The organism is Planococcus shenhongbingii, assembly GCF_030413635.1.
Classification (GTDB): Bacteria; Bacillota; Bacilli; order Bacillales_A; family Planococcaceae; genus Planococcus; species Planococcus shenhongbingii.
Window position 1 is genome coordinate 1,701,590 of record NZ_CP129235.1, and the last position, 19,234, is coordinate 1,720,823.

The 19,234-nt window shown below is 45.5% G+C and carries 20 protein-coding genes and 1 riboswitch; of the genes, 17 read left to right on the forward strand and 3 right to left on the reverse strand.

The genetic code is table 11. The features are described from left to right. Nucleotides 1–29 precede the first annotated feature (29 nt). Nucleotides 30–272 (reverse strand): DUF2626 domain-containing protein, encoded by a 243-nt coding sequence (locus QWY16_RS08480; protein WP_300992684.1) that lies wholly within the window; start codon nucleotides 270–272, stop codon nucleotides 30–32. Nucleotides 273–575: 303 nt separating this feature from the next. Between QWY16_RS08480 and comGA the strand changes: the two genes are divergently transcribed. The 10 genes from comGA (at nucleotide 576) to gcvPB (ending at nucleotide 9,142) form a co-directional block, all read left to right on the forward strand. Next, nucleotides 576–1,619 (forward strand): competence type IV pilus ATPase ComGA, encoded by a 1,044-nt coding sequence (gene comGA / locus QWY16_RS08485; protein WP_300992686.1) that lies wholly within the window; start codon nucleotides 576–578, stop codon nucleotides 1,617–1,619. After that, the gene (gene comGB, locus QWY16_RS08490; protein ID WP_300992688.1) at nucleotides 1,573–2,616 is read left to right on the forward strand and encodes a competence type IV pilus assembly protein ComGB; all 1,044 of its coding nucleotides are present in this window, start codon (nucleotides 1,573–1,575) and stop codon (nucleotides 2,614–2,616) included. The genes comGA and comGB overlap by 47 nt, the downstream gene beginning before the upstream one ends. A gap of 11 nt (nucleotides 2,617–2,627) precedes the next feature. Further along, on the forward strand, nucleotides 2,628–2,942 hold the full coding sequence (comGC, locus tag QWY16_RS08495) for a competence type IV pilus major pilin ComGC (RefSeq protein WP_300992690.1): 315 nt from the start codon (nucleotides 2,628–2,630) through the stop codon (nucleotides 2,940–2,942). Further along, nucleotides 2,927–3,367, forward strand: coding sequence for a competence type IV pilus minor pilin ComGD (gene comGD, locus QWY16_RS08500; protein WP_300993351.1), 441 nt, complete (start codon nucleotides 2,927–2,929; stop codon nucleotides 3,365–3,367). The genes comGC and comGD overlap by 16 nt, the downstream gene beginning before the upstream one ends. A gap of 40 nt (nucleotides 3,368–3,407) precedes the next feature. After that, nucleotides 3,408–3,656, forward strand: a complete 249-nt coding sequence (locus QWY16_RS08505; protein ID WP_300992692.1) for a hypothetical protein — start codon at nucleotides 3,408–3,410, stop codon at nucleotides 3,654–3,656. Then, the gene (comGF, locus tag QWY16_RS08510; RefSeq protein WP_300992695.1) at nucleotides 3,644–4,081 is read left to right on the forward strand and encodes a competence type IV pilus minor pilin ComGF; all 438 of its coding nucleotides are present in this window, start codon (nucleotides 3,644–3,646) and stop codon (nucleotides 4,079–4,081) included. The genes QWY16_RS08505 and comGF overlap by 13 nt, the downstream gene beginning before the upstream one ends. 206 nt (nucleotides 4,082–4,287) lie before the next feature. Then, nucleotides 4,288–4,803: a shikimate kinase gene (locus QWY16_RS08515; protein WP_300992696.1), complete on the forward strand. Its 516-nt coding sequence runs from the start codon at nucleotides 4,288–4,290 to the stop codon at nucleotides 4,801–4,803. A gap of 138 nt (nucleotides 4,804–4,941) precedes the next feature. Then, nucleotides 4,942–5,034, forward strand: a riboswitch (glycine riboswitch). Nucleotides 5,035–5,178: 144 nt separating this feature from the next. After that, nucleotides 5,179–6,291, forward strand: a complete 1,113-nt coding sequence (gene gcvT, locus QWY16_RS08520; protein ID WP_300992699.1) for a glycine cleavage system aminomethyltransferase GcvT — start codon at nucleotides 5,179–5,181, stop codon at nucleotides 6,289–6,291. 27 nt (nucleotides 6,292–6,318) lie between these two features. Continuing rightward, nucleotides 6,319–7,686, forward strand: a complete 1,368-nt coding sequence (gcvPA, locus tag QWY16_RS08525; protein WP_300992702.1) for an aminomethyl-transferring glycine dehydrogenase subunit GcvPA — start codon at nucleotides 6,319–6,321, stop codon at nucleotides 7,684–7,686. After that, nucleotides 7,679–9,142 carry an aminomethyl-transferring glycine dehydrogenase subunit GcvPB gene (gcvPB, locus tag QWY16_RS08530; protein ID WP_300992704.1) on the forward strand — a complete coding sequence of 488 codons (1,464 nt, stop codon included), beginning with the start codon at nucleotides 7,679–7,681 and terminating at the stop codon, nucleotides 9,140–9,142. The genes gcvPA and gcvPB overlap by 8 nt, the downstream gene beginning before the upstream one ends. A 68-nt stretch (nucleotides 9,143–9,210) precedes the next feature. Here gcvPB and QWY16_RS08535 read toward each other — a convergent pair whose 3' ends face one another. Both QWY16_RS08535 and QWY16_RS08540 read right to left on the reverse strand, forming a co-directional pair. Next, nucleotides 9,211–10,482, reverse strand: a complete 1,272-nt coding sequence (locus QWY16_RS08535; RefSeq protein ID WP_300992705.1) for an AAA family ATPase — start codon at nucleotides 10,480–10,482, stop codon at nucleotides 9,211–9,213. Between the two features lie 80 nt (nucleotides 10,483–10,562). Further along, nucleotides 10,563–10,946: a rhodanese-like domain-containing protein gene (locus tag QWY16_RS08540; protein ID WP_300992707.1), complete on the reverse strand. Its 384-nt coding sequence runs from the start codon at nucleotides 10,944–10,946 to the stop codon at nucleotides 10,563–10,565. Between the two features lie 159 nt (nucleotides 10,947–11,105). Between QWY16_RS08540 and QWY16_RS08545 the strand changes: the two genes are divergently transcribed. From QWY16_RS08545 to accC, 7 genes are all read left to right on the forward strand, one after another. Next, nucleotides 11,106–11,885, forward strand: coding sequence for a lipoate--protein ligase family protein (locus QWY16_RS08545; RefSeq protein WP_300993354.1), 780 nt, complete (start codon nucleotides 11,106–11,108; stop codon nucleotides 11,883–11,885). 188 nt (nucleotides 11,886–12,073) lie between these two features. After that, nucleotides 12,074–14,635 (forward strand): vitamin B12-dependent ribonucleotide reductase, encoded by a 2,562-nt coding sequence (locus QWY16_RS08550; protein WP_300992708.1) that lies wholly within the window; start codon nucleotides 12,074–12,076, stop codon nucleotides 14,633–14,635. Between the two features lie 407 nt (nucleotides 14,636–15,042). Beyond that, entirely contained in the window at nucleotides 15,043–15,483 is a 441-nt protein-coding gene (aroQ, locus tag QWY16_RS08555; protein ID WP_300992710.1) for a type II 3-dehydroquinate dehydratase, read from the forward strand. After that, a complete protein-coding gene (locus QWY16_RS08560) occupies nucleotides 15,480–16,547 on the forward strand; it encodes a M24 family metallopeptidase (protein ID WP_300992712.1) in 1,068 nt (355 codons plus the stop codon). The genes aroQ and QWY16_RS08560 overlap by 4 nt, the downstream gene beginning before the upstream one ends. Nucleotides 16,548–16,564: 17 nt before the next feature. Further along, a complete protein-coding gene (gene efp, locus QWY16_RS08565; RefSeq protein WP_300992714.1) occupies nucleotides 16,565–17,125 on the forward strand; it encodes an elongation factor P in 561 nt (186 codons plus the stop codon). Between the two features lie 245 nt (nucleotides 17,126–17,370). After that, nucleotides 17,371–17,865, forward strand: a complete 495-nt coding sequence (gene accB / locus QWY16_RS08570) for an acetyl-CoA carboxylase biotin carboxyl carrier protein (protein WP_300992716.1) — start codon at nucleotides 17,371–17,373, stop codon at nucleotides 17,863–17,865. A 13-nt stretch (nucleotides 17,866–17,878) separates the two neighbouring features. After that, entirely contained in the window at nucleotides 17,879–19,228 is a 1,350-nt protein-coding gene (gene accC, locus QWY16_RS08575) for an acetyl-CoA carboxylase biotin carboxylase subunit (protein WP_300992718.1), read from the forward strand. The last annotated feature ends 6 nt before the right edge of the window (nucleotides 19,229–19,234 follow it).

Consider the following 19,234-nt stretch of genomic DNA (forward strand, 5'->3'; position numbering starts at 1 on the left):
CGCCTTTTTTTGTTCTGCAAAGTTGTTGATTAATGTCCAGCACCAGGAATATGGATGAACGTAGTGTAATAAGTAAAGCCGACGAAAAATACTGTCAAGTACGCACCAAAAATGTACATGTACATGCGCTCAGAAATATTTAAGAATCCAAGAAGTACAAAAAATCCGGTATTAGCAACCATTAGCAATGCTACTTCTACCATATCGCCTACATAAAAAAGAACTGCAAAAATCCCAGTCCACCATCCCATTAATTTAAACATCTTGTCCATGGGTAATCCCTCCTTTGCCACAAAACAATAATCTCCTGTTCATTATATAGGAGATTAAGCGATTGTGTAAACTACGAGTTGGTCCATCTTTGTGACAAACACGTGTATTGTTCCTTCAAGCTTAACAAATATTTCATTGTCCTACAAGGTGTTCTAAGAAAGCCGATTCAAAAATGAGATTTACCCGAAAAACCGGGGGTCAAATAATTATTTTGAGGGAAAGTATTCCAATTCTAAAAACAGCTGGTTATACTATGGGGGAACAAAGAGGCGGCTTTGTTCAATCCAAAACAGGAGGTGGCTATGCAAGAAATAATTGAACGCCGATGTGCCAGCCTGCTGCAGGACGCAGTGGAAAATGGCACTACAGATATCCATATCAAACCCGAACCTTCCTGCTACACGGTTTCTTACCGCTCGTTCCAATCGCTGCGGCAAGTGACAAAAATCCCCCTTGATCTTGGTGATCGCATGATTGCCTATTTCAAATACCTTTCCCTATTAGACATGAGCGAGAAACGAAAACCCCAAACTGGTTCCTTTCATCTTCCAATTCAAGACCACCCTTATTATTTTAGAATATCAACACTTCCTTCTGTTTTGACTAAGGAAAGCATCGTTATCCGTGTTATGGCTGATGAAGTTGCGGAGTCGATCCATCAATTAGCCGCCTTCAGGGATTCTGCCCGGCTGCTGGAGAAATTGGCTGAAGCGCCTCAAGGATTGATATTGCTGACAGGCCCGACCGGCTGCGGGAAATCGACCACTTTGTATTCACTGTTGAAGCATTGCAGCGAAAAACTGAATCGCAACATCATTACATTAGAAGACCCGGTTGAACGCAAAAACCAATCGATTCTGCAAATCCAGGTCAACGAGAAAGCGGGCCTCAGCTATGCGGCAGGTTTAAAGGCGATTCTCCGGCATGATCCCGACATTATTATGATCGGGGAAATCCGCGACGCGGATACAGCCCAAATAGCGGTGCGGGCTGCATTAACAGGGCATCTTGTATTTTCAACGATCCACGCGAGGCATTCTGTGGGCTGTCTTCACCGGCTGCGGGATTTAGGCATTTCTTTTGAAGACATGGCGCAGACCTTGATTGCTGTTTCTGCCCAGCGTATCATCCCGGTTTATCCCGATTTGGAAAAGCCGGAAACGGCTTACCGGGCACTTTATGAAATCCTGTACGGCGACCGCTTAGATGATGCTCTTCAATCCGCCAAAGAGCATAAGAGCTATTCGTTGCCGGAACATTTATCGTTCGGCGGGCAAATACGCGAAGGAGTGAAAATCGGTGCCATTGAATCTTCGTATGAAGTCAACACGGATCCCCATTCGTGACCGCGAGCATTTCCTCACCCGGCTGGCTGTCTTGATGAAGGAAGGGTATTTGCTGCCGACTGCCTTGACGCTGCTGCTGCCGATGCATACCAGCAAATTGGACGAAGCGTTGTCGGGCATTACTTCCATACTGAAAAGTGGAGGCAATGCCGCTGAAATTCTGAAGTTTCTGGGCTTTAAAGATCCGGTGCTGTTTCCGGTTGAAATTGCAGAACACCATGGGCGGCTGGCAGAATCCATCGAAAGCATCGCGAAAAGCTTTGCACGCACCGAGCAAGTCCAGAAAAAGCTGAAGAATATCTTGATTTATCCTGTTTCACTGCTGCTTTTCACATCAGCTCTGTTTTTATTTTTCCGCACGTCTTATGTGCCGAATTTAATGGAACTGATGGATTCGCTCCAAACCGGTGAAAAATCAGGAGGCGTTCCCACCTATTTATTGAATTTGCCCGATGTATTTATCGGGATATTCGCTGCTATCGGTGCCTTTTCGGCTGCTTTCTGGACATTGCTGAAAAGGCAGGAAGTGCGCCGGCAAATCAGCTGGCTGCTGAATTTTCCGGTGCTCCGGAAATTTATGAAGCTGTATTGGTCCCATTTACTGGCGAGGGAACTTGGTACGCTTTTGCACAGCGGCATTTCGCTGCAAGAGTCTCTTCATTTACTGCAGCATCAAACTTATCATTCCATCATTCAATTTATGGCAAGATCCTGCCATGAAGAAGTGGTAACAGGCAATCCGCTGTCTGCGGCTTTGTCGCACCATCCGTTTTTCGCAGATGATATGGCGTCATTTGTCCAGCATGGCGAAATGACGGGCTATCTGGGCAAAGAGTTGATTCTTTACAGTGAAGTGCTGATGGAGCGTATGGAACAACAGACTGCCAGGCTGCTGCGCATCATCCAGCCATCCTTTTTTGTCATGATCGCTATTTGCATCGTCGGTGCCTACTTGGCGATTTTATTGCCTATGTACAATTTAGTCCACACAATCTGAGGAGGAAAACTATGCGTATTTTAAAAAGCCAAAAAGGATTTACTTTGATCGAAATGCTGATTGTCATGCTTATCATCACGGTATTGATTGCCATCGCGATCCCGAACGTTACGAAACAAACTTCTTCTGTTGATGAAAAAGGCTGTAAAGCGTTTGTGCATATGGTCCAAGGCCAAGTAGAGTCATACCGCATGGATGAGAAGTCGGTTCCGACCATAGCAAATCTGGTGACAGGCGGGTATCTAAAAGCAAATGAAACCACTTGCCCGAACGGCGACACGGTGGAGATTTCGGTTGACGGAGTTGTCACATCAAAAGCCTCTTAAAGGAAACAGGCTTTACATTAATTGAAATGCTGCTGGTACTGGCAGTGCTGATGACGGTTGTCGGCATTGCCATCCCTTCTTACCGGACATTTGAAATCGATAAGGAAGAAGACCGTTTTTTCGATTTGCTGCTCCGCGATATTTATTTCGCCCAAAGTGAAAGCTACCGCACCAAAGCTCCGGTCATGGTCGTTTTCCGCGAGGCTGACCATACTTATGAAGTGATTTGGAATCTCAAGAAGGGGCTGCCTCCCCGTAAAATTCCGTTGTCTGTAAAAGTCAAAAAAACGAGCAATATCAATGGCGTGTATTTTACGGCCAACGGTTCTGTATCAAGTTCAGGCACCATTTACTTTTCAACAAGTACAGGAGACAAGTCGATGGTTGTCCATTTGGGAAAAGGAAGGGTGGTTTTCTCTGAATGAACAAGGATTTTCCTGGGCAGAAACGATGCTGAGCCTGTTTATGTTATTTATACTGTTCGGTACCTTGCTGCCGGTGATGCAGCAATTGCAGCAATCCATCCATTTGAAGAAAGAGCGGCTGATTGCCTATGAAACGCTGCATGAAGGAGCCAAGGAAATCCACTCGCTGAATATTTTACAGGGGGAACGGCGCGTGAACGGCGTCACTTACAGCTGGGAAATGAAGGATGAACTTTGTGTCAGCTATCAAAATTACAAACAAACAAGTGAAACGATATGCATCGAATAAAAAAGCCCGATGAGAAAGGTTTCGCATTTTTGAATTCGCTGTTCGAACTAATGCTGCTGATGATTTTATTGCCGCTTATTGTGCTGTTTTTCAGTTTTATGCTGACATTTGCAAAAGAAACAAACCCCAAACTTCTGGAATGGCAATTGTTCAGCGTTGATTTACAGGCTTATCTGGCAGGCAGTGATTCAGTTCAAATCATTAATAACGGAGGAGGGATCCGCATTCTTCAACAAAGCGTGGAATATGATATTGAATCGTTTGAATACTACGTGCGAAAACAGAAATTCAGGCAAGGTCATGAAATCATGCTGACCAATTTAAAAAAATGCCGTTTTGAATTGGTGGGGACGAAGCTGTCTGTCCGCGCAGAATTCACAAATGGCATTGTAGAGGAGGCGGAGTATGTGGTTACTCCTCCTTAAGTCCAATAAAGGCGCGTTGTATCCCTGTTCCGCCGTCTTTTTCTTGTCTGCGCTGCTCTTGCTTTCCCATGGATTGGCTGTCTATTCGATCCAATACAAAACATACGATGGATTGGAAAATATGCATAGACATGCTACGATACAACTACTAATGGTAATTGAGCAAAATAAAATGCCTGAGCAGTAGGGGAGTATTGGGTGGTAAGATGAAAAGAATATATTTAGTCGGATTTATGGGCTGCGGCAAAAGTGCAGTAGGCAGAAGGCTTAGTTTTTTATTGAAACTGCCCTTCTATGATATGGATAAGGAAATAGTCCGGCAGACCGGTAAAACGATACCGGAGATTTTTGAGCAATGCGGAGAAGCTTATTTTAGGGACCTGGAAACAGAGTTTTTGAAAAGCCATGGCCATGATAATTGCATTATTTCTACAGGCGGCGGTGTGCCTTTGCGTGAAGTGAACTGCAAAATCATGCGTGAAACAGGGCTAGTGCTGTTTTTGGATGCTCCTTTCAGGGAAATTTGGCGCCGGATCCACAAAGATGCAAATCGGCCGATTGTCAGAAATTCGACAAGAGAAGAAATTGAAGCTTTGTTCAAATCGCGCTACCGCCACTATAAAGCTGCTGCCCACATTACAATCCGTACGGAATTTCGTACATTGCGGCAAATTACACAATATGCCGCTTTCCAAGTAAATCGCTTAAAAGGCGAACGATGAATGCGATTTAAGGTAAAACATTCGCTTCTTCAAACGCAAAACAAAATTGATTGCGCTTGCCTCCTAACAATGTTAGGATATAGACAAAGTTATACTATTCTGTATAACGGTTTGGACCAAATGATTCGATTTGGGCGGATGATTGTACGGGGAGAGAACGCGAAAGCGTCGCCGAAGGAGCAAGTAACGAAATGTTATGAATCTCTCAGGCAAAAAGACTCGTGCAGGACGCATCTCTGGAGAACGCTGCTGTGCAGCTACCAAAGAGGAAAGCCGTAAAGGTAAACTTTCAGGTTCCAGGACAGAGATTTCCCTTTCAAGGGGGAATCTCTGTCCTTTTTTTTGTGGAATTTGATTATTGGAGGAGGAAAATGAATGAGTGAAGTGACAGGGCAATTACAGCGTACACCTCTTTTTGAGGCATACTCGAAGTATGGCGGGAAGACAATCGACTTCGGCGGATGGGAACTTCCGGTGCAATTTTCAAGCATTAAAGGAGAACACGAAGCAGTTCGGACAAAGGCTGGACTATTTGATGTTTCCCATATGGGCGAAATCATGGTGACGGGTTCTGGAAGCCTGGAGTTTTTGCAGCATCTTGTGACTAACGACGTTTCCAAAATTAAAGACGGCCAAGCGCAATACTCAGCGATGTGCTATGAAAATGGTGGTGTTGTTGATGACTTGCTGGTCTATAAAATCAGTGATGACCGGTATATGCTGGTTGTTAACGCCTCTAATATCGAAAAGGATTTTCAATGGATGCAAGATGCCGCATTCGGTGATGTCCAACTTGACAACCAGTCCGATCAATTCGGTTTATTAGCTCTTCAAGGACCTCTGGCAGAAACGGTATTGCAGCGTTTGACTGAAGAAGACCTTTCTGAGATCAAAGCTTTCCGCTTTAAAACGGATGTTTCAGTCGGCGGATATCCAGTAATCGTTTCACGGACCGGCTATACAGGAGAAGACGGTTTTGAAATTTATGCAAATCTGGAAGCGACAGTCGCTCTTTGGGATAAAATTTTATCTGAAGGCGAAAAAGACGGCGTTTTGCCATGCGGTCTCGGAGCACGCGATACCTTGCGTTTTGAAGCATGTTTGGCATTATACGGGCAAGAATTGTCTAAAGATATAACGCCGCTTGAAGCCGGATTGAATTTTGTTGTAAAACTGAAAAAAGAGTCCGACTTTACCGGGAAAGAAGCATTGGCTGCCCAAAAAGAAAATGGAGTGCCCCGCAAGCTTGTCGGCATTGAAATGATTGACAAAGGCATTCCACGCCACGGCTATCCGGTTTATGCAGATGGCAAACTGATCGGGGAAGTTACTTCAGGCACACAGTCACCGACACTTAAGAAAAATATCGGATTGGTTCTGGTTTCAACTGATTTTGCTGAACTCGGAACTGAAGTCGAAATTGAAATCCGCAATAAACGCCTGAAAGCGAAGACAGTTGAAACGCCGTTTTATAAACGCGTTAAATAATCTTATTTGAAAAGGAGACCGCATTCTATGAAACATCGCTATTTACCCATGACGTCTCAAGACGAAAAAGACATGCTGGACGTAATCGGCATCGAGTCGATTGATGAATTATTTGCAGACATTCCTGAAAAAGTCCGTTTTAAAGGCGAATACAATATCAAAGCGGCCAAATCCGAATCTTCATTGATAAAAGAATTGGCGCAATTAGCAGCGAAAAATGCTGATTCAAACCGTTATGCTTCGTTTTTGGGAGCAGGAGTTTACGACCATTACAAGCCGATTATTGTCGACCATGTAATTTCGCGTTCTGAGTTCTATACAGCTTATACACCTTATCAGCCGGAAATTTCCCAAGGCGAATTGCAGGCGATTTTTGAATTCCAGACGATGATCAGTGAATTGACTGGAATGGATCTTGCCAACTCTTCGATGTATGACGGCGGAACGGCATTGGCAGAAGCTGGAATGCTTGCTGCGGCGCATACTCGCCGCAAAAAAATCCTGGTGTCACGTGCGGTTCATCCGGAGTCGCGTGATGTTGTCCGCAGCTATGCACTAGGGCAATCGATTGAAGTGGAAGAAATCCCATTGAAAGATGGCCATACAGATCTTGAAGCATTGAAAAACATGATCAATGATGATGTAGCGGCTGTGATGATCCAATATCCGAACTTCTTTGGGCAAGTGGAAGACTTGGCTTCTTTCGAATCGGTTATCCACGGGGCAGGTGCGCTGTTTGCGGTATCTGCCAATCCTTTGGCACTGGGTGCATTGACTTCGCCTGGTGAACTTGGGGCCGACATCACTGTAGGCGATGCGCAGCCATTCGGAATTCCAGAAGCTTTCGGTGGACCTCATTGCGGGTATTTTGCTGTCACTAAAAAATTGATGAGAAAAGTTCCAGGCCGTCTGGTTGGGGAAACGGTTGATGAAGACGGGCGCCGTGGCTTTGTGTTGACATTGCAAGCACGCGAACAGCATATCCGCCGCGATAAAGCGACTTCTAATATCTGTTCGAACCAAGCGTTGAACGCATTGGCAGCATCTGTTGCCATGACAGCGCTCGGAAAAGTCGGCACGAAACATATCGCTGTACAGAACATCACTAAAACTTATTACATGAAACAGCAACTGAAAAAAGCAGGATTTGATATTGCATTTGAAGGCGCTCATTTCAACGAAATCGTCGTGAAAACAAAAGCTCCGGTCAAAGAAGTTAATACCGGATTGCTGGAAAAAGGAATTATCGGCGGCTATGATCTTGGCCGCAGCTACGAAGAGTTAGAAGGACATATGCTTGTTGCTGTAACTGAGCAGCGCACAAAAGAAGAAATCGATGCATTCGTGCAGGAAGTTGCTGCATCAGTGCAGGAAATGGGGGCTACTCATGCATAAAGATAATCAACCGCTCATTTTTGAAATGACGAAAGAAGGCCGCATCGGCTATAGCCTGCCGGATCTTGATGTTCCGGAAATTGATTTGAATGACGTCTTGCCGCAAGGCTTGATCCGTGAAAAAGCAGCTGAGCTGCCGGAAGTATCGGAACTGGACATCATGCGCCATTACACGGCTTTATCAAAGCGCAACCACGGCGTCGATTCCGGATTTTATCCGCTTGGTTCTTGCACGATGAAATACAACCCAAAAATCAACGAATCAGTTGCCCGTTTCCCTGGATTCGCGAATATCCATCCGTTGCAGGACGAATCCACTGTCCAAGGCGCAATGGAACTGTTATTCGATTTGCAGGAACATCTGAAAGAAATCACTGGCATGGATGAAGTGACACTTCAACCAGCTGCTGGTGCGCAAGGCGAGTGGACAGGCTTGATGATGATCCGTGCTTACCACGAGTCAAGAGGCGACATGAATCGCACAAAAGTCATCGTTCCCGATTCTGCACACGGCACGAACCCTGCATCTGCTACAGTTGCCGGCTTTGAGACGGTGACAGTAAAATCGAACGAACACGGCTTAGTGGACCTTGAAGATTTAAAGCGCGTAGTTGGAGAAGATACAGCTGCATTGATGTTGACCAACCCGAATACGCTTGGCTTATTTGAAGAACAGATTCTTGAAATGGCTGCCATTATCCATGAAGTAGGCGGCAAATTGTATTATGATGGTGCCAACTTGAACGCAGTTATGTCAAAAGCACGCCCTGGAGACATGGGCTTTGACGTGGTGCATTTAAACTTGCACAAGACATTCACTGGCCCACACGGCGGCGGCGGCCCAGGTTCAGGCCCTGTAGGCGTGAAAAAGGATTTGATTCCTTACTTGCCGAAACCGGTTTTGGTGAAAACAGCAGAAGGTTTGACATTCGACTACAACCGCCCGGATTCTATCGGACGCGTCAAGCCGTTCTACGGCAACTTTGGCATCAACGTCCGTGCTTATACGTATATCCGCTCAATGGGGCCGGACGGCTTAAAAGCGGTAACAGAATACGCGGTATTAAACGCCAATTACATGATGCGCAGACTGGCGCCTCATTTCGATTTGCCGTATGACCGCCATTGCAAACACGAATTCGTATTAAGCGGCCGACGCCAGAAGAAACTGGGCGTGCGTACTTTGGATATGGCAAAACGCCTGCTTGACTTCGGCTACCATCCGCCAACGATCTACTTCCCGTTAAATGTGGAAGAAGGCATGATGATCGAACCGACAGAAACCGAATCAAAAGAAACCTTGGATTCATTTATCGACGCGATGATCCAAATCGCTAAAGAAGTGGAAGACAATCCGGAAATCGTCCAGAATGCCCCGCATACGACGGTTATCAAACGGCTTGATGAAGCGCAGGCAGCCCGTAAGCCAGTGCTCCGCTACACGAAAGCTGAATAGAACAAAGAAAAGCCCGTTTGAAGGTATACAACCTTTCAAACGGGCTTTTTTCTGATTTCCTACTAAATTTAAAATCCTATGGGCGAATCGGATTCTTCCCAATTGTTCTGCTCGGTCCGTTTATTTTGCTTCTGAAGCTCACGGATGCGTTTCTCGTATTCGGAATTGCCTTCATAATGCCAGTTCAGTGCAGACGACATATAAAGCTCGTTAAGCTGCGAAATAGACAAGCCTTTGGTCAATTTCGCCATATCGTCAATTTCTTCTTCAGTAAAAATGGATTTGACGTCCAGTTTCCGCAAATATTGCTTGCGCAGTTTTTTATCCGGGGAAGGAATTTCGTAAGCCCTGTCAAAGCGCCCTGCGCGGTTGATCAGCGCCGGATCGATCCGTTCGGGGTAATTCGTCGTGCCGATGATGAACAGGCCTTCACGCGATTGTGTGCCGTCGAGCGTATTGAGAAAAACAGAGCGCATGAACTCCGGCATCGAATCGATATCTTCTATGACAAGGATTGCCGGGGCCAGCCGGGAAACGATGCCGAACACTTCCTGGACAGTATAGCTATTTGTGTGTTCGGTAATCTGCCAGTAAACAACTGGAGCTTCAGTGGAGCCGGTGATGGACTTGACCAATGTTGTTTTGCCGTTGCCCGGTGAGCCGTAAAGCAGGATGCCCCGTTTAAAAGGAACGCCATAGTCTTTGAAGAACTGGCCGCCTTTTCTGAAAAACTCATCGATGGAACGGAATATGTCTTGTTTCACGCCTTCTTCGAGCATGACGTCTTGCCGGGAGACGATTGCCATCTCACCGTAATTGCGGCGTTTCACGCCTTCTTCAGCGTCCACCAGGAATGTGATATTGTTCATCAGCGTCTGGCGCAGCATTTCATTCGTATCTTCGAGAAATTGGAATGCACCTTCAATGGATTTTGCAAAGCATTGAAACTCAGGCCAGCTATTGTCCGAAGTGGTGTAAAAAGGCAATTGAGTCAGCGCCACTTCATGCTTTGGAAAATAAATCAGCCGATTCTCAAATGTCTCTTGGATCTTTAAGTTTCCGCTATGCAAATCATCCGATGTATTGCCGATTTTGCCCATCGGACGCGCTTCGTAAATGAACGACAGTGTTTCATATGCCAGCTGGCCATTTTCCATCATATCAAGCAAGTATGTATAAAGTTGAGTGATGGTTTCCGTTATGTCGATATGCATCCAAGAACCCGGTGACCGCTCGTCAAGCTGAGTAAAAATGCGTGCCGAGACAGCGGCGACGTCGGCATAATGCGGCAACGTTTCACGGATTGAATGATGGTGCGGAAATAAAATTGTCGGTTTCATATAGTTCCCCTCGTTTCATTTTAATGGAATGGGCATTAGGTAGAAAAAAAGTCTTTCCTGTTTGGAAAGACTTTTATAAATTATCCTTTTGATTTAATTTTGCCGGTCCATTGTTTGAATCCGCCTTGCAGCTGATACAGCTGAGTATAGCCTTTTTTCTTCAAAAACAATGCAACACGGCCGCTGCGTGCGCCGTTTTGGTCATATAAATAAACCGGCTTGTCGGAACGGATTTCCTTGTAGCGCTGGCGCAATTGAGACTGAGGTATATTGCGTGCCCCTAAAATGTGGCCGCCGGCAAATTCTTTTGGCTCACGGACATCGATAAGCTGAGCTTTGCGATAGCCTTCGATAAATTGTTCCTGTGTAAGGTTTGTGACAGCTTTTTTAATCCGGAAATAAGAAATCAAACCGAATATGATGACGACTAGCAGTACGCCTATGATGATATACAGATAATCCAATGTTCTTCTTGCCCCTTTCTATTCTCTCTTTATTATAAAAGAAGGAGTGACGTTTGTTCAATGGCAATGTTACACTATTTAATGGATTTAGGGGGCGATCTTGTGAAAATTTCGGAATGGTACTTTATAAATTCTGGGCGCAACAGCCCTTCATTCAACATGGCAATGGATGAAGCTTTACTGGATTGGCATAGCGAAGGCCTTATCCCGCCGGTAATCCGGTTCTATGGCTGGAATCCAGCCACTTTGTCGATCGGCTATTTTCAAAAAGTGGAAAAAGAAATCGACATGGAGAAAGTCGAAGAGCTCGGACTCGGATTTGTCCGGCGTCCAACCGGCGGCAGGGGGGTGCTCCATGAGCATGAACTGACGTACAGCATCATCGTCAGCGAAGATTACCCGGATATGCCGGAGACGGTTACGCAAGCCTATCGTGTGCTTAGTGAAGGCTTGTTGAAAGGATTTCATAATCTGGGGCTTGATGCATATTTTTCAGTGCCGGATACCGCGGAGAAGAGAGCGGATTTGAAGCAGCCGAAAAGTGCTGTTTGTTTTGACTCTCCAAGCTGGTACGAAATGGTCGTTGAAGGGAAGAAAGTGGCCGGCAGTGCGCAAACCCGCCAAAAAGGCGTTATCCTTCAGCACGGCGCCATTCTTCTGGATTTGGATATCGAAAAACTGCTGTCCGTCTTCAAGTACCGGAAGCCTGAAATAAAAGAAATTATGCGCGAGAAAATTCCTGGAAAAGCGGTAGCAATCAATTCCCTGAGGGAACAGCCCGCATCGATTGAAGAATGCATCGAAGCTTTTAAGACAGGGTTTCAGGATGCTTTAGGCATCAGTTTAGAGCCATACATATTGAACGAAGAACAGCTGGATTACATTAAAGCCGTTGAAGAAAAAAAGTACGGCAACGATGATTGGAATTTTCGGACTTAAGGAGCCTTTTGGCTCATTTTCAAAACCGGGTTCATTTGAAAAGCTTGATTCTATCGGTTTTCCAATTGGAAAAAAATTCTGAGCAAAATTTTGTTATTTAAAAAAGTTTCAATATCTAGTATCATGGGAATTGTAGTAATACTATATATAGTGTTTAACTCCATATAATACAAAGGAGGAATTGTCAAATGGTTTCTGTCACACAAACTCAATACACACTTGATCCAAATTCTTTAAACAAAGATATTCAGGCATTCCCGCAAGTTCATGCGATTACTCCTGAGATGAAAATTACGCATAAAGGGGTATCCCGTCTCGTAATGATTGACCGGTATTCTTTTAAAGATACGGAAAAAAAGACGCTTAAAGCCGGCGATTTCGTCGTTTTAACCGTTAAAGAAGATCCGAAATTCCCGGCTCGCGGCCTTGGATTTATCGTTTCAATCGATAAAGAGGCAAACACAGCGAAAATCTGGATTGAAGAAGATTATCGCAGTGCCATCGACAAGGAAAGCGAACAAGAAAGCGGAATCGTCAACCGTACTTTAGATGTTATTGAAAAACCGCTTGAAGTTTATTACGAACAAATCGCAAAACGCAATGCGACCGGTCTGGCATCGGTGGAAACGACTCCAGAGAAACGCCAGCACTGGTTCGAAAAATTCTACGAACAGCTTGTCGGTTTGAAATTCATTCCAGCAGGCCGTGTTTTGTACGGAGCGGGAGCAGATACAGATGTAACGTATTTCAACTGTTATGTCATGCCGTTTGTCGCGGATTCACGCGAAGGAATTTCGGATCACCGCAAACAAGTGATGGAAATCATGTCAAGAGGCGGAGGGGTCGGAACAAACGGTTCAACGCTCCGCCCGCGCAATACGCTGGCACGGGGAGTCAACGGCAAATCATCGGGGTCGGTATCCTGGCTTGATGACATCGCAAAACTGACGCATCTGGTGGAACAAGGCGGCTCGCGCCGCGGTGCACAAATGATCATGCTTGCCGACTGGCATCCGGATATTGCGGAATTCATCATTTCCAAGATGCAGAACCCGCGCATCCTGCGTTATTTGATCGAAAACTCACAAGATGAAACGATCAAAAAACTGGCGCATAATAAATTGAAATTCAAACCGTTGACTGAACAGGAAGAAGCGATGTATCAAGGCATCCTGAACTACCGGGCAATTCCTGGAATGGGCGGCTTTAACGAAAAAATCATGCGTGACGCGGAAACAAAGCTGCGCGACGGCGGAACCTATTCTGTCCATAACGAAGAATTCCTGACTGGCGCCAATATCTCGGTTACGTTGACGGACGATTTCATGCAAGCTGTAGAACAAGACGCTGATTTCGAATTGCGCTTCCCGGCAGTGGAATCCTATTCAAAAGAAGAGATGGCGATCTACAACGAACAATGGCATCAAATCGGCGATGTGCGCGAATGGGAAAAAATGGGCCATAAAGTGCGCACTTACCGGACGATGAAAGCCCGTGAATTGTGGAATTTGATAAATGTCTGTGCCACTTATTCCGCTGAACCCGGCATTTTCTTCATTGACAACGCCAATGAAAAAACCAATGCTACAGCGTACGGACAAAAAGTTGTTGCGACGAATCCTTGCGGTGAGCAGCCGCTTGCTCCTTATTCTGTCTGTAACTTGGCGGCAGTCAACTTGGCAAGATTTGCAGACCCGGTGACGAAACAAGTCGATTTCCAAGCTTTAAAAGAAACGGTGCGCGTCGGTGTCCGGATGCAGGATAATGTTATTGACGCGACTCCTTATTTCCTTGAAGAAAACCGCGTCCAGGCTCTTGGGGAACGGCGTGTCGGCCTTGGAGTAATGGGCCTTGCTGATCTTCTCATCTATTGCGACAAAGAATACGGTTCACCGGAAGGCAATGAGCTGGTCGATGAAATCTTCAAGACGATCGCGATTGCTGCATACGAGCAATCAACGGATTTAGCAGTGGAACGTGGAAGCTTCCCGTTCCTTGTTGGAAATACCGATGAAGAAACAGCGGCTCTCCGTAAAGCCTTTACCGAAACCGGCTTTATGCAAGGCATGCCAGAAGAAGTGCGCGAAGGCATTTTGGAAAACGGCATCCGAAATTCTCACTTGCTGACAGTAGCGCCGACAGGATCTACTGGAACGATGGTTGGCGTTTCAACCGGCCTTGAGCCATACTATTCATTCACCTACTACCGCAGCGGCCGTCTTGGCAAATTTATCGAAGTTAAAGCCGACATCGTGCGCGAGTATCTGAAAAGCAATCCGGATGCAGATGAAGAAAACCTGCCAAAAGCATTTGTGACTTCAATGGACTTAGCTCCGGAAGCTCATGCTGACGTGCAATGCATCATTCAGCGCTGGATTGACTCTTCGATTTCCAAAACGGTCAACGCGCCGCGCGGCTATACGGTCGAACAAGTAGAAGGCGTGTACGAGCGCTTGTACAAAGGCGGAGCAAAAGGCGGCACGGTTTATGTTGACGGCAGCCGTGATTCGCAAGTGCTGACGCTGAAAGCGGAAGAAAACACTTTCGAAGAAGAAGACCACAAAGAAGAAGTCAAAGGGAAACGCCCAATCGTCCTTATTGATACGATCCAGGATTTGCGATCAACCAATGTAACAATCGGATCAGAAGTGGGCGACACTTGCCCGGTCTGCCGAAAAGGGACCGTTGAAGAAATGGGCGGCTGCAATACATGCACCAACTGCAACGCTCAATTAAAATGCGGACTATAAGAAGAACCAGAAACGCGACGGCTCCGGCCGCCGCGTTTTTTTGCCGTTTCATAATTTCGTGAAGAGAAAAGGCAATAAATGTAGAAAACTACAAGAGGAAAAATATAAAAAAGCACTAACACAAACCTTTATCAATTCAGAAACGAGTTTGGCAATCGAAAAAACTGTAAGACAGTAAAAAGATAATACATGTAAAATACTACATAAGGCCAATTTGAAAAATTCAAAACCTAAAACAAGAAATAAAAAATGAAAAAGACAGAGAAAAACCGGTTCAGTTAAAAAGAAAAGGGATTAACAAATAAATCAGCAAATCAATTGAAGAATTTCCAGTTTTTCTTTTAATGGTTGCTCGTTTTTTGCCGTATGATAAAATAGTGAAGACTGTGATGGAGAGGAGTGGGAAAATGAAGATATTGTGCCTGAATGGACCAAACTTAAATCGCCTTGGAAAGCGCGAAAAAGAAGCATACGGTACTTTTACACTTGATGAATTGGAAGCGGACTTGATGGAGTTTTCCCAGGGCAACGGCATCAATTTAATGTGCATGCAGTCCAACCATGAAGGTGAATTGATCGACTGGATTCATCTTGCTGCTGATGACGGCACAGAAGGCATTGTTTTAAATGCCGGAGCATTTACCCATACAAGCGTAGCCATCAGGGATGCCATCGCTTCGATCCAGGTTCCTGTCATTGAAGTACATATCTCCAATGTTTATAAGCGAGAGGAATTCCGCCATCACTCCCATATCGCTCCGGTAGCAGCCGGACAAATAACGGGTTTTGGCCAAGACGTCTATAAATTGGCATTGCATGCATTGCTATTCAAACAAGCGAGAGGATGACCCCATTGAAACTTCAAAAATTGCGCACCGAAATGGAACAGCAGCAACTCGAGGCTTTGCTGATTACTAGCCAGTATAATCTGCACTACATAACCGGATTTACCGGCACGGCTGGGCTGGCGCTTGTGACGCAGAACAAAGCTTACTTCATTACCGATTTCCGCTATACCGAGCAAGCGGGAAGCCAAGTGAAGGAATTCGAAGTCGTCCAGGCAAAAACGAATTTGCTGGAAGAAGCTGCAGAAATCGCAAGGAATCTTGCTGTGAAATCATTGGCTTTTGAAAAAGACTACGTAACTTATGCATCATTCCTCGAATACCAAGCGAAAATCGAAGCTGACTTAAAACCAATCAGCGGCTTGATTGAAAAAATCCGGATGATAAAGACTCCGGAAGAAGTCAGCATCTTAAAAGCAGCCGCTAAAATCGCCGATGATGCCTATGAACATATCTGTAAATTCATCAAAGCAGGCCAGACAGAACTGGAGATTTCCAATGAGCTGGAATTCTTCATGAGAAAACAAGGGGCGACTTCTTCTTCGTTTGATACGATTGTCGCATCGGGCTTGCGTTCAGCTCTGCCGCACGGGGTGGCGACGGATAAAAAAATCGAAAATGGCGATTTCATCACGCTCGATTACGGAGCTTTGTACAACGGCTATATTTCAGATATCACCCGTACTGTAGCAGTGGGTGAACCTTCCGGCAAGCTGAAGGAAATCTACCAGATTGTTTTGGATGCCCAAGTGATGGCCGTTGAAAAAATCGGGCCGGGCATGACCGGCATTGAAGCGGATGCCATTGCCCGTGATTACATTAAATCAAAAGGCTACGGGGAAGCATTTGGACATTCTACAGGCCACGGCATTGGACTTGAAGTGCATGAAGCTCCTGGGTTATCATTTAAATCGCAGACCGTTCTTGAGGCGGGAATGGCCGTTACAGTGGAGCCGGGGATATATCTTCCGGGAATTGGCGGAGTACGCATTGAAGATGATATACTGATAACTGAGTCAGGAAATGAACGTTTAACTCACTCCACAAAAGAGCTTCGCATTTTATAACAAACGGAGGAACTAACATGATTTCAGTAAACGATTTTAAAACAGGTGTAACAATTGAAGTGGATGGCGATATTTGGCGCGTCATGGAATTCCAGCACGTAAAGCCGGGCAAAGGCGCTGCATTCGTCCGTACGAAACTTCGCAATCTGCGTTCAGGAAACGTCAACGAAAAAACGTTCCGCGCTGGCGAGAAAGTGGCGAAAGCACAAATTGACAACCGTAAAATGCAGTATTTGTATGCAAACGGCGATACACATGCGTTTATGGATACAGAAACTTATGACCAAATCGAACTCCAGGAGAAAAGCATTGAATATGAATTGAAATTCCTTCAAGAAAACATGGAAGTTCAAGTAATTCAATACCAGGGAGAAGTCTTGGGAGTAGAATTGCCGAATACTGTAGTGCTTGAGGTTACTGCAACTGACCCGGGCATCAAAGGCGATACTGCCAGCGGGGGTTCAAAACCGGCTACGCTATCAACTGGATTGACTGTGCAGGTTCCATTTTTCATCAATGAAGGCGACAAGCTGATCATCAACACAACAGATTCTTCATACGTTTCACGGGCACAATAAAAAGAACGGCCATTTAAGCGGAGGGTTTTATCCTGCTGCCAGGAAGTTCCAGAAATCGGACTCAAACGGTTAGTTGACCACTCGCTTGACAGGCTGAAGCATCAAAGCAGCCAAAGCGTGATAAAGAAAGCGGCCTCTTTCGCAGAGGCCTATTTTTTTAAATGTCAACTGGCTATTTCAAATTGATTTAAAAAAGTCTAAAATGAAGTAATAACTACGATATACATAAAGGGGAGTAGAGCGAATTGAAAATCCAAGAAATCCGAGAAATTATTAAACTGGTGGATAACTCATCGATTGACGAATTCAGCTATGAAGCTGATGGAGTTAAAGTAAAATTGAAGAAAAACAGTGTATCAGCAAACGCAGCAGTTGAAGCTCCAGCACAACCGGCACCGGCCGCACAGCCAGCACCTGCTCCAGTACCGACACCGGCTGCAAAGGCGGAAGAACTGATTTCAGAAGAAACTCCTGAAATTCCTGCTGTGCAAGACGAAAATCTACATAAGATCCTGTCGCCGATGGTTGGCACATTCTACCAATCACCGTCTCCCGATGAAGCGGCATACGTTCAGCCGGGATCAAAAGTTTCTGCCGATCAAGTGGTCTGCATCGTTGAAGCGATGAAGTTGTTCAATGAAATCGAAGCGGAAGTGGATGGGGAAATTGCTGAGATTCTCGTTAAAGACGGTCAGCTTGTCGAATATGGTCAGCCTCTATTCCTCGTAAAAACTAACTGAGGAGGGGAAACCGATGAAAAAAGTATTAATCGCAAACCGTGGTGAAATAGCAGTCCGTATTATCCGCGCCTGCAAAGAAATGGATATTGAAACCGTGGCTGTTTATTCTGAAGCGGATAAAGAAGCGCTTCATGTTGAATTGGCTGACGAAGCCTATTGCATCGGGCCGAAACTTTCTAAAGACAGCTATTTGAATTTCTCCAATATCATTTCAGTGGCCAAACTGACGAACTGTGATGGCATCCATCCGGGATATGGTTTTTTAGCTGAAAATGCAAGTTTTGCGGAACTCTGCGAAGCCTGCGATATCATGTTTATCGGTCCGACATCGGATGCGATTTCCAAGATGGGAACTAAAGATGTAGCGCGTGAAACCATGCGCCAAGCAGGTGTTCCTGTGGTTCCAGGATCCACTGGAATTGTCGGAAGTGAAAAAGAAGGCCTTGAAATCGCGGAAGATATCGGTTTTCCAGTTATCATCAAAGCCACAGCCGGCGGCGGCGGAAAAGGCATCCGCGTTGCCCGCGACCGTGAAGATTTCATCACCGGCCTCCGGATGACCCAGAAAGAAGCTGCAGCAGCTTTTGGCAATCCCGGTGTTTATATTGAGAAATTCATTGAAGATTTCCGCCACATTGAAATTCAGGTTCTGGCTGATTCGCACGGCAATGCCATCCATTTGGGCGAGCGTGATTGCACCATTCAACGCCGTATGCAAAAATTAGTGGAAGAAGCGCCATCTCCAGCCCTTTCGCCGGAACTTCGTGCAGAAATGGGAGAGGCAGCTGTAAAAGCGGCTTTGGCAGTAGCGTATCGCGGCGCTGGGACAGTCGAATTCATTTTTGATGCTGTTAACCAGAAGTTTTATTTCATGGAAATGAATACACGGATCCAAGTTGAACATCCTGTAACGGAAATGATTACCGGAATCGATTTGATTCAACAGCAATTAAAAGTGGCTTCAGGAGAAGTCCTGGCCCATAAGCAAGAAGACGTTACGTTTAAAGGCTGGTCGATTGAATGCCGCATCAATGCGGAAAACCCTGCCAAGAATTTCATGCCTTCCGCCGGTAAAGTGACGATGTATTTGCCGCCGGGCGGAATGGGAGTGCGTGTCGATTCGGCAATGTATCCAGGGTACAGCATTCCTCCCTATTATGATTCCATGGTAGCGAAATTGATCACTTTTGCGGATACGCGTGAACAAGCGATAGCTAAGATGAAACGTGCCTTAGATGAATTTGTTGTGGAAGGTGTCCATACAACCATTCCGTTCCATTTGAAATTGATGGATCATGAAGTATTTAAAGCTGGGGATTTTAATACGAAATTCCTTGAAAAGTACGATGTTTTAGAATCCTAAGGGGGT

What these genes read in the sequence shown, in the direction of transcription:
- gcvPA (WP_300992702.1), top strand. Translation starts at nt 6,319, where the DNA reads ATGAAACATCGCTATTTACCCATGACGTCTCAAGACGAAAAAGACATG.
- accC (WP_300992718.1), top strand. Translation starts at nt 17,879, where the DNA reads ATGAAAAAAGTATTAATCGCAAACCGTGGTGAAATAGCAGTCCGTATT.
- gcvPB (WP_300992704.1), top strand. Translation starts at nt 7,679, where the DNA reads ATGCATAAAGATAATCAACCGCTCATTTTTGAAATGACGAAAGAAGGC.
- QWY16_RS08545 (WP_300993354.1), top strand. Translation starts at nt 11,106, where the DNA reads ATGGCAATGGATGAAGCTTTACTGGATTGGCATAGCGAAGGCCTTATC.
- QWY16_RS08560 (WP_300992712.1), top strand. Translation starts at nt 15,480, where the DNA reads ATGACCCCATTGAAACTTCAAAAATTGCGCACCGAAATGGAACAGCAG.
- comGC (WP_300992690.1), top strand. Translation starts at nt 2,628, where the DNA reads ATGCGTATTTTAAAAAGCCAAAAAGGATTTACTTTGATCGAAATGCTG.
- QWY16_RS08505 (WP_300992692.1), top strand. Translation starts at nt 3,408, where the DNA reads ATGTTATTTATACTGTTCGGTACCTTGCTGCCGGTGATGCAGCAATTG.
- QWY16_RS08480 (WP_300992684.1), bottom strand. Translation starts at nt 272, where the DNA reads ATGGACAAGATGTTTAAATTAATGGGATGGTGGACTGGGATTTTTGCA.
- aroQ (WP_300992710.1), top strand. Translation starts at nt 15,043, where the DNA reads ATGAAGATATTGTGCCTGAATGGACCAAACTTAAATCGCCTTGGAAAG.
- comGF (WP_300992695.1), top strand. Translation starts at nt 3,644, where the DNA reads ATGCATCGAATAAAAAAGCCCGATGAGAAAGGTTTCGCATTTTTGAAT.
- gcvT (WP_300992699.1), top strand. Translation starts at nt 5,179, where the DNA reads ATGAGTGAAGTGACAGGGCAATTACAGCGTACACCTCTTTTTGAGGCA.
- comGA (WP_300992686.1), top strand. Translation starts at nt 576, where the DNA reads ATGCAAGAAATAATTGAACGCCGATGTGCCAGCCTGCTGCAGGACGCA.
- efp (WP_300992714.1), top strand. Translation starts at nt 16,565, where the DNA reads ATGATTTCAGTAAACGATTTTAAAACAGGTGTAACAATTGAAGTGGAT.
- QWY16_RS08550 (WP_300992708.1), top strand. Translation starts at nt 12,074, where the DNA reads ATGGTTTCTGTCACACAAACTCAATACACACTTGATCCAAATTCTTTA.
- QWY16_RS08515 (WP_300992696.1), top strand. Translation starts at nt 4,288, where the DNA reads ATGAAAAGAATATATTTAGTCGGATTTATGGGCTGCGGCAAAAGTGCA.
- QWY16_RS08535 (WP_300992705.1), bottom strand. Translation starts at nt 10,482, where the DNA reads ATGAAACCGACAATTTTATTTCCGCACCATCATTCAATCCGTGAAACG.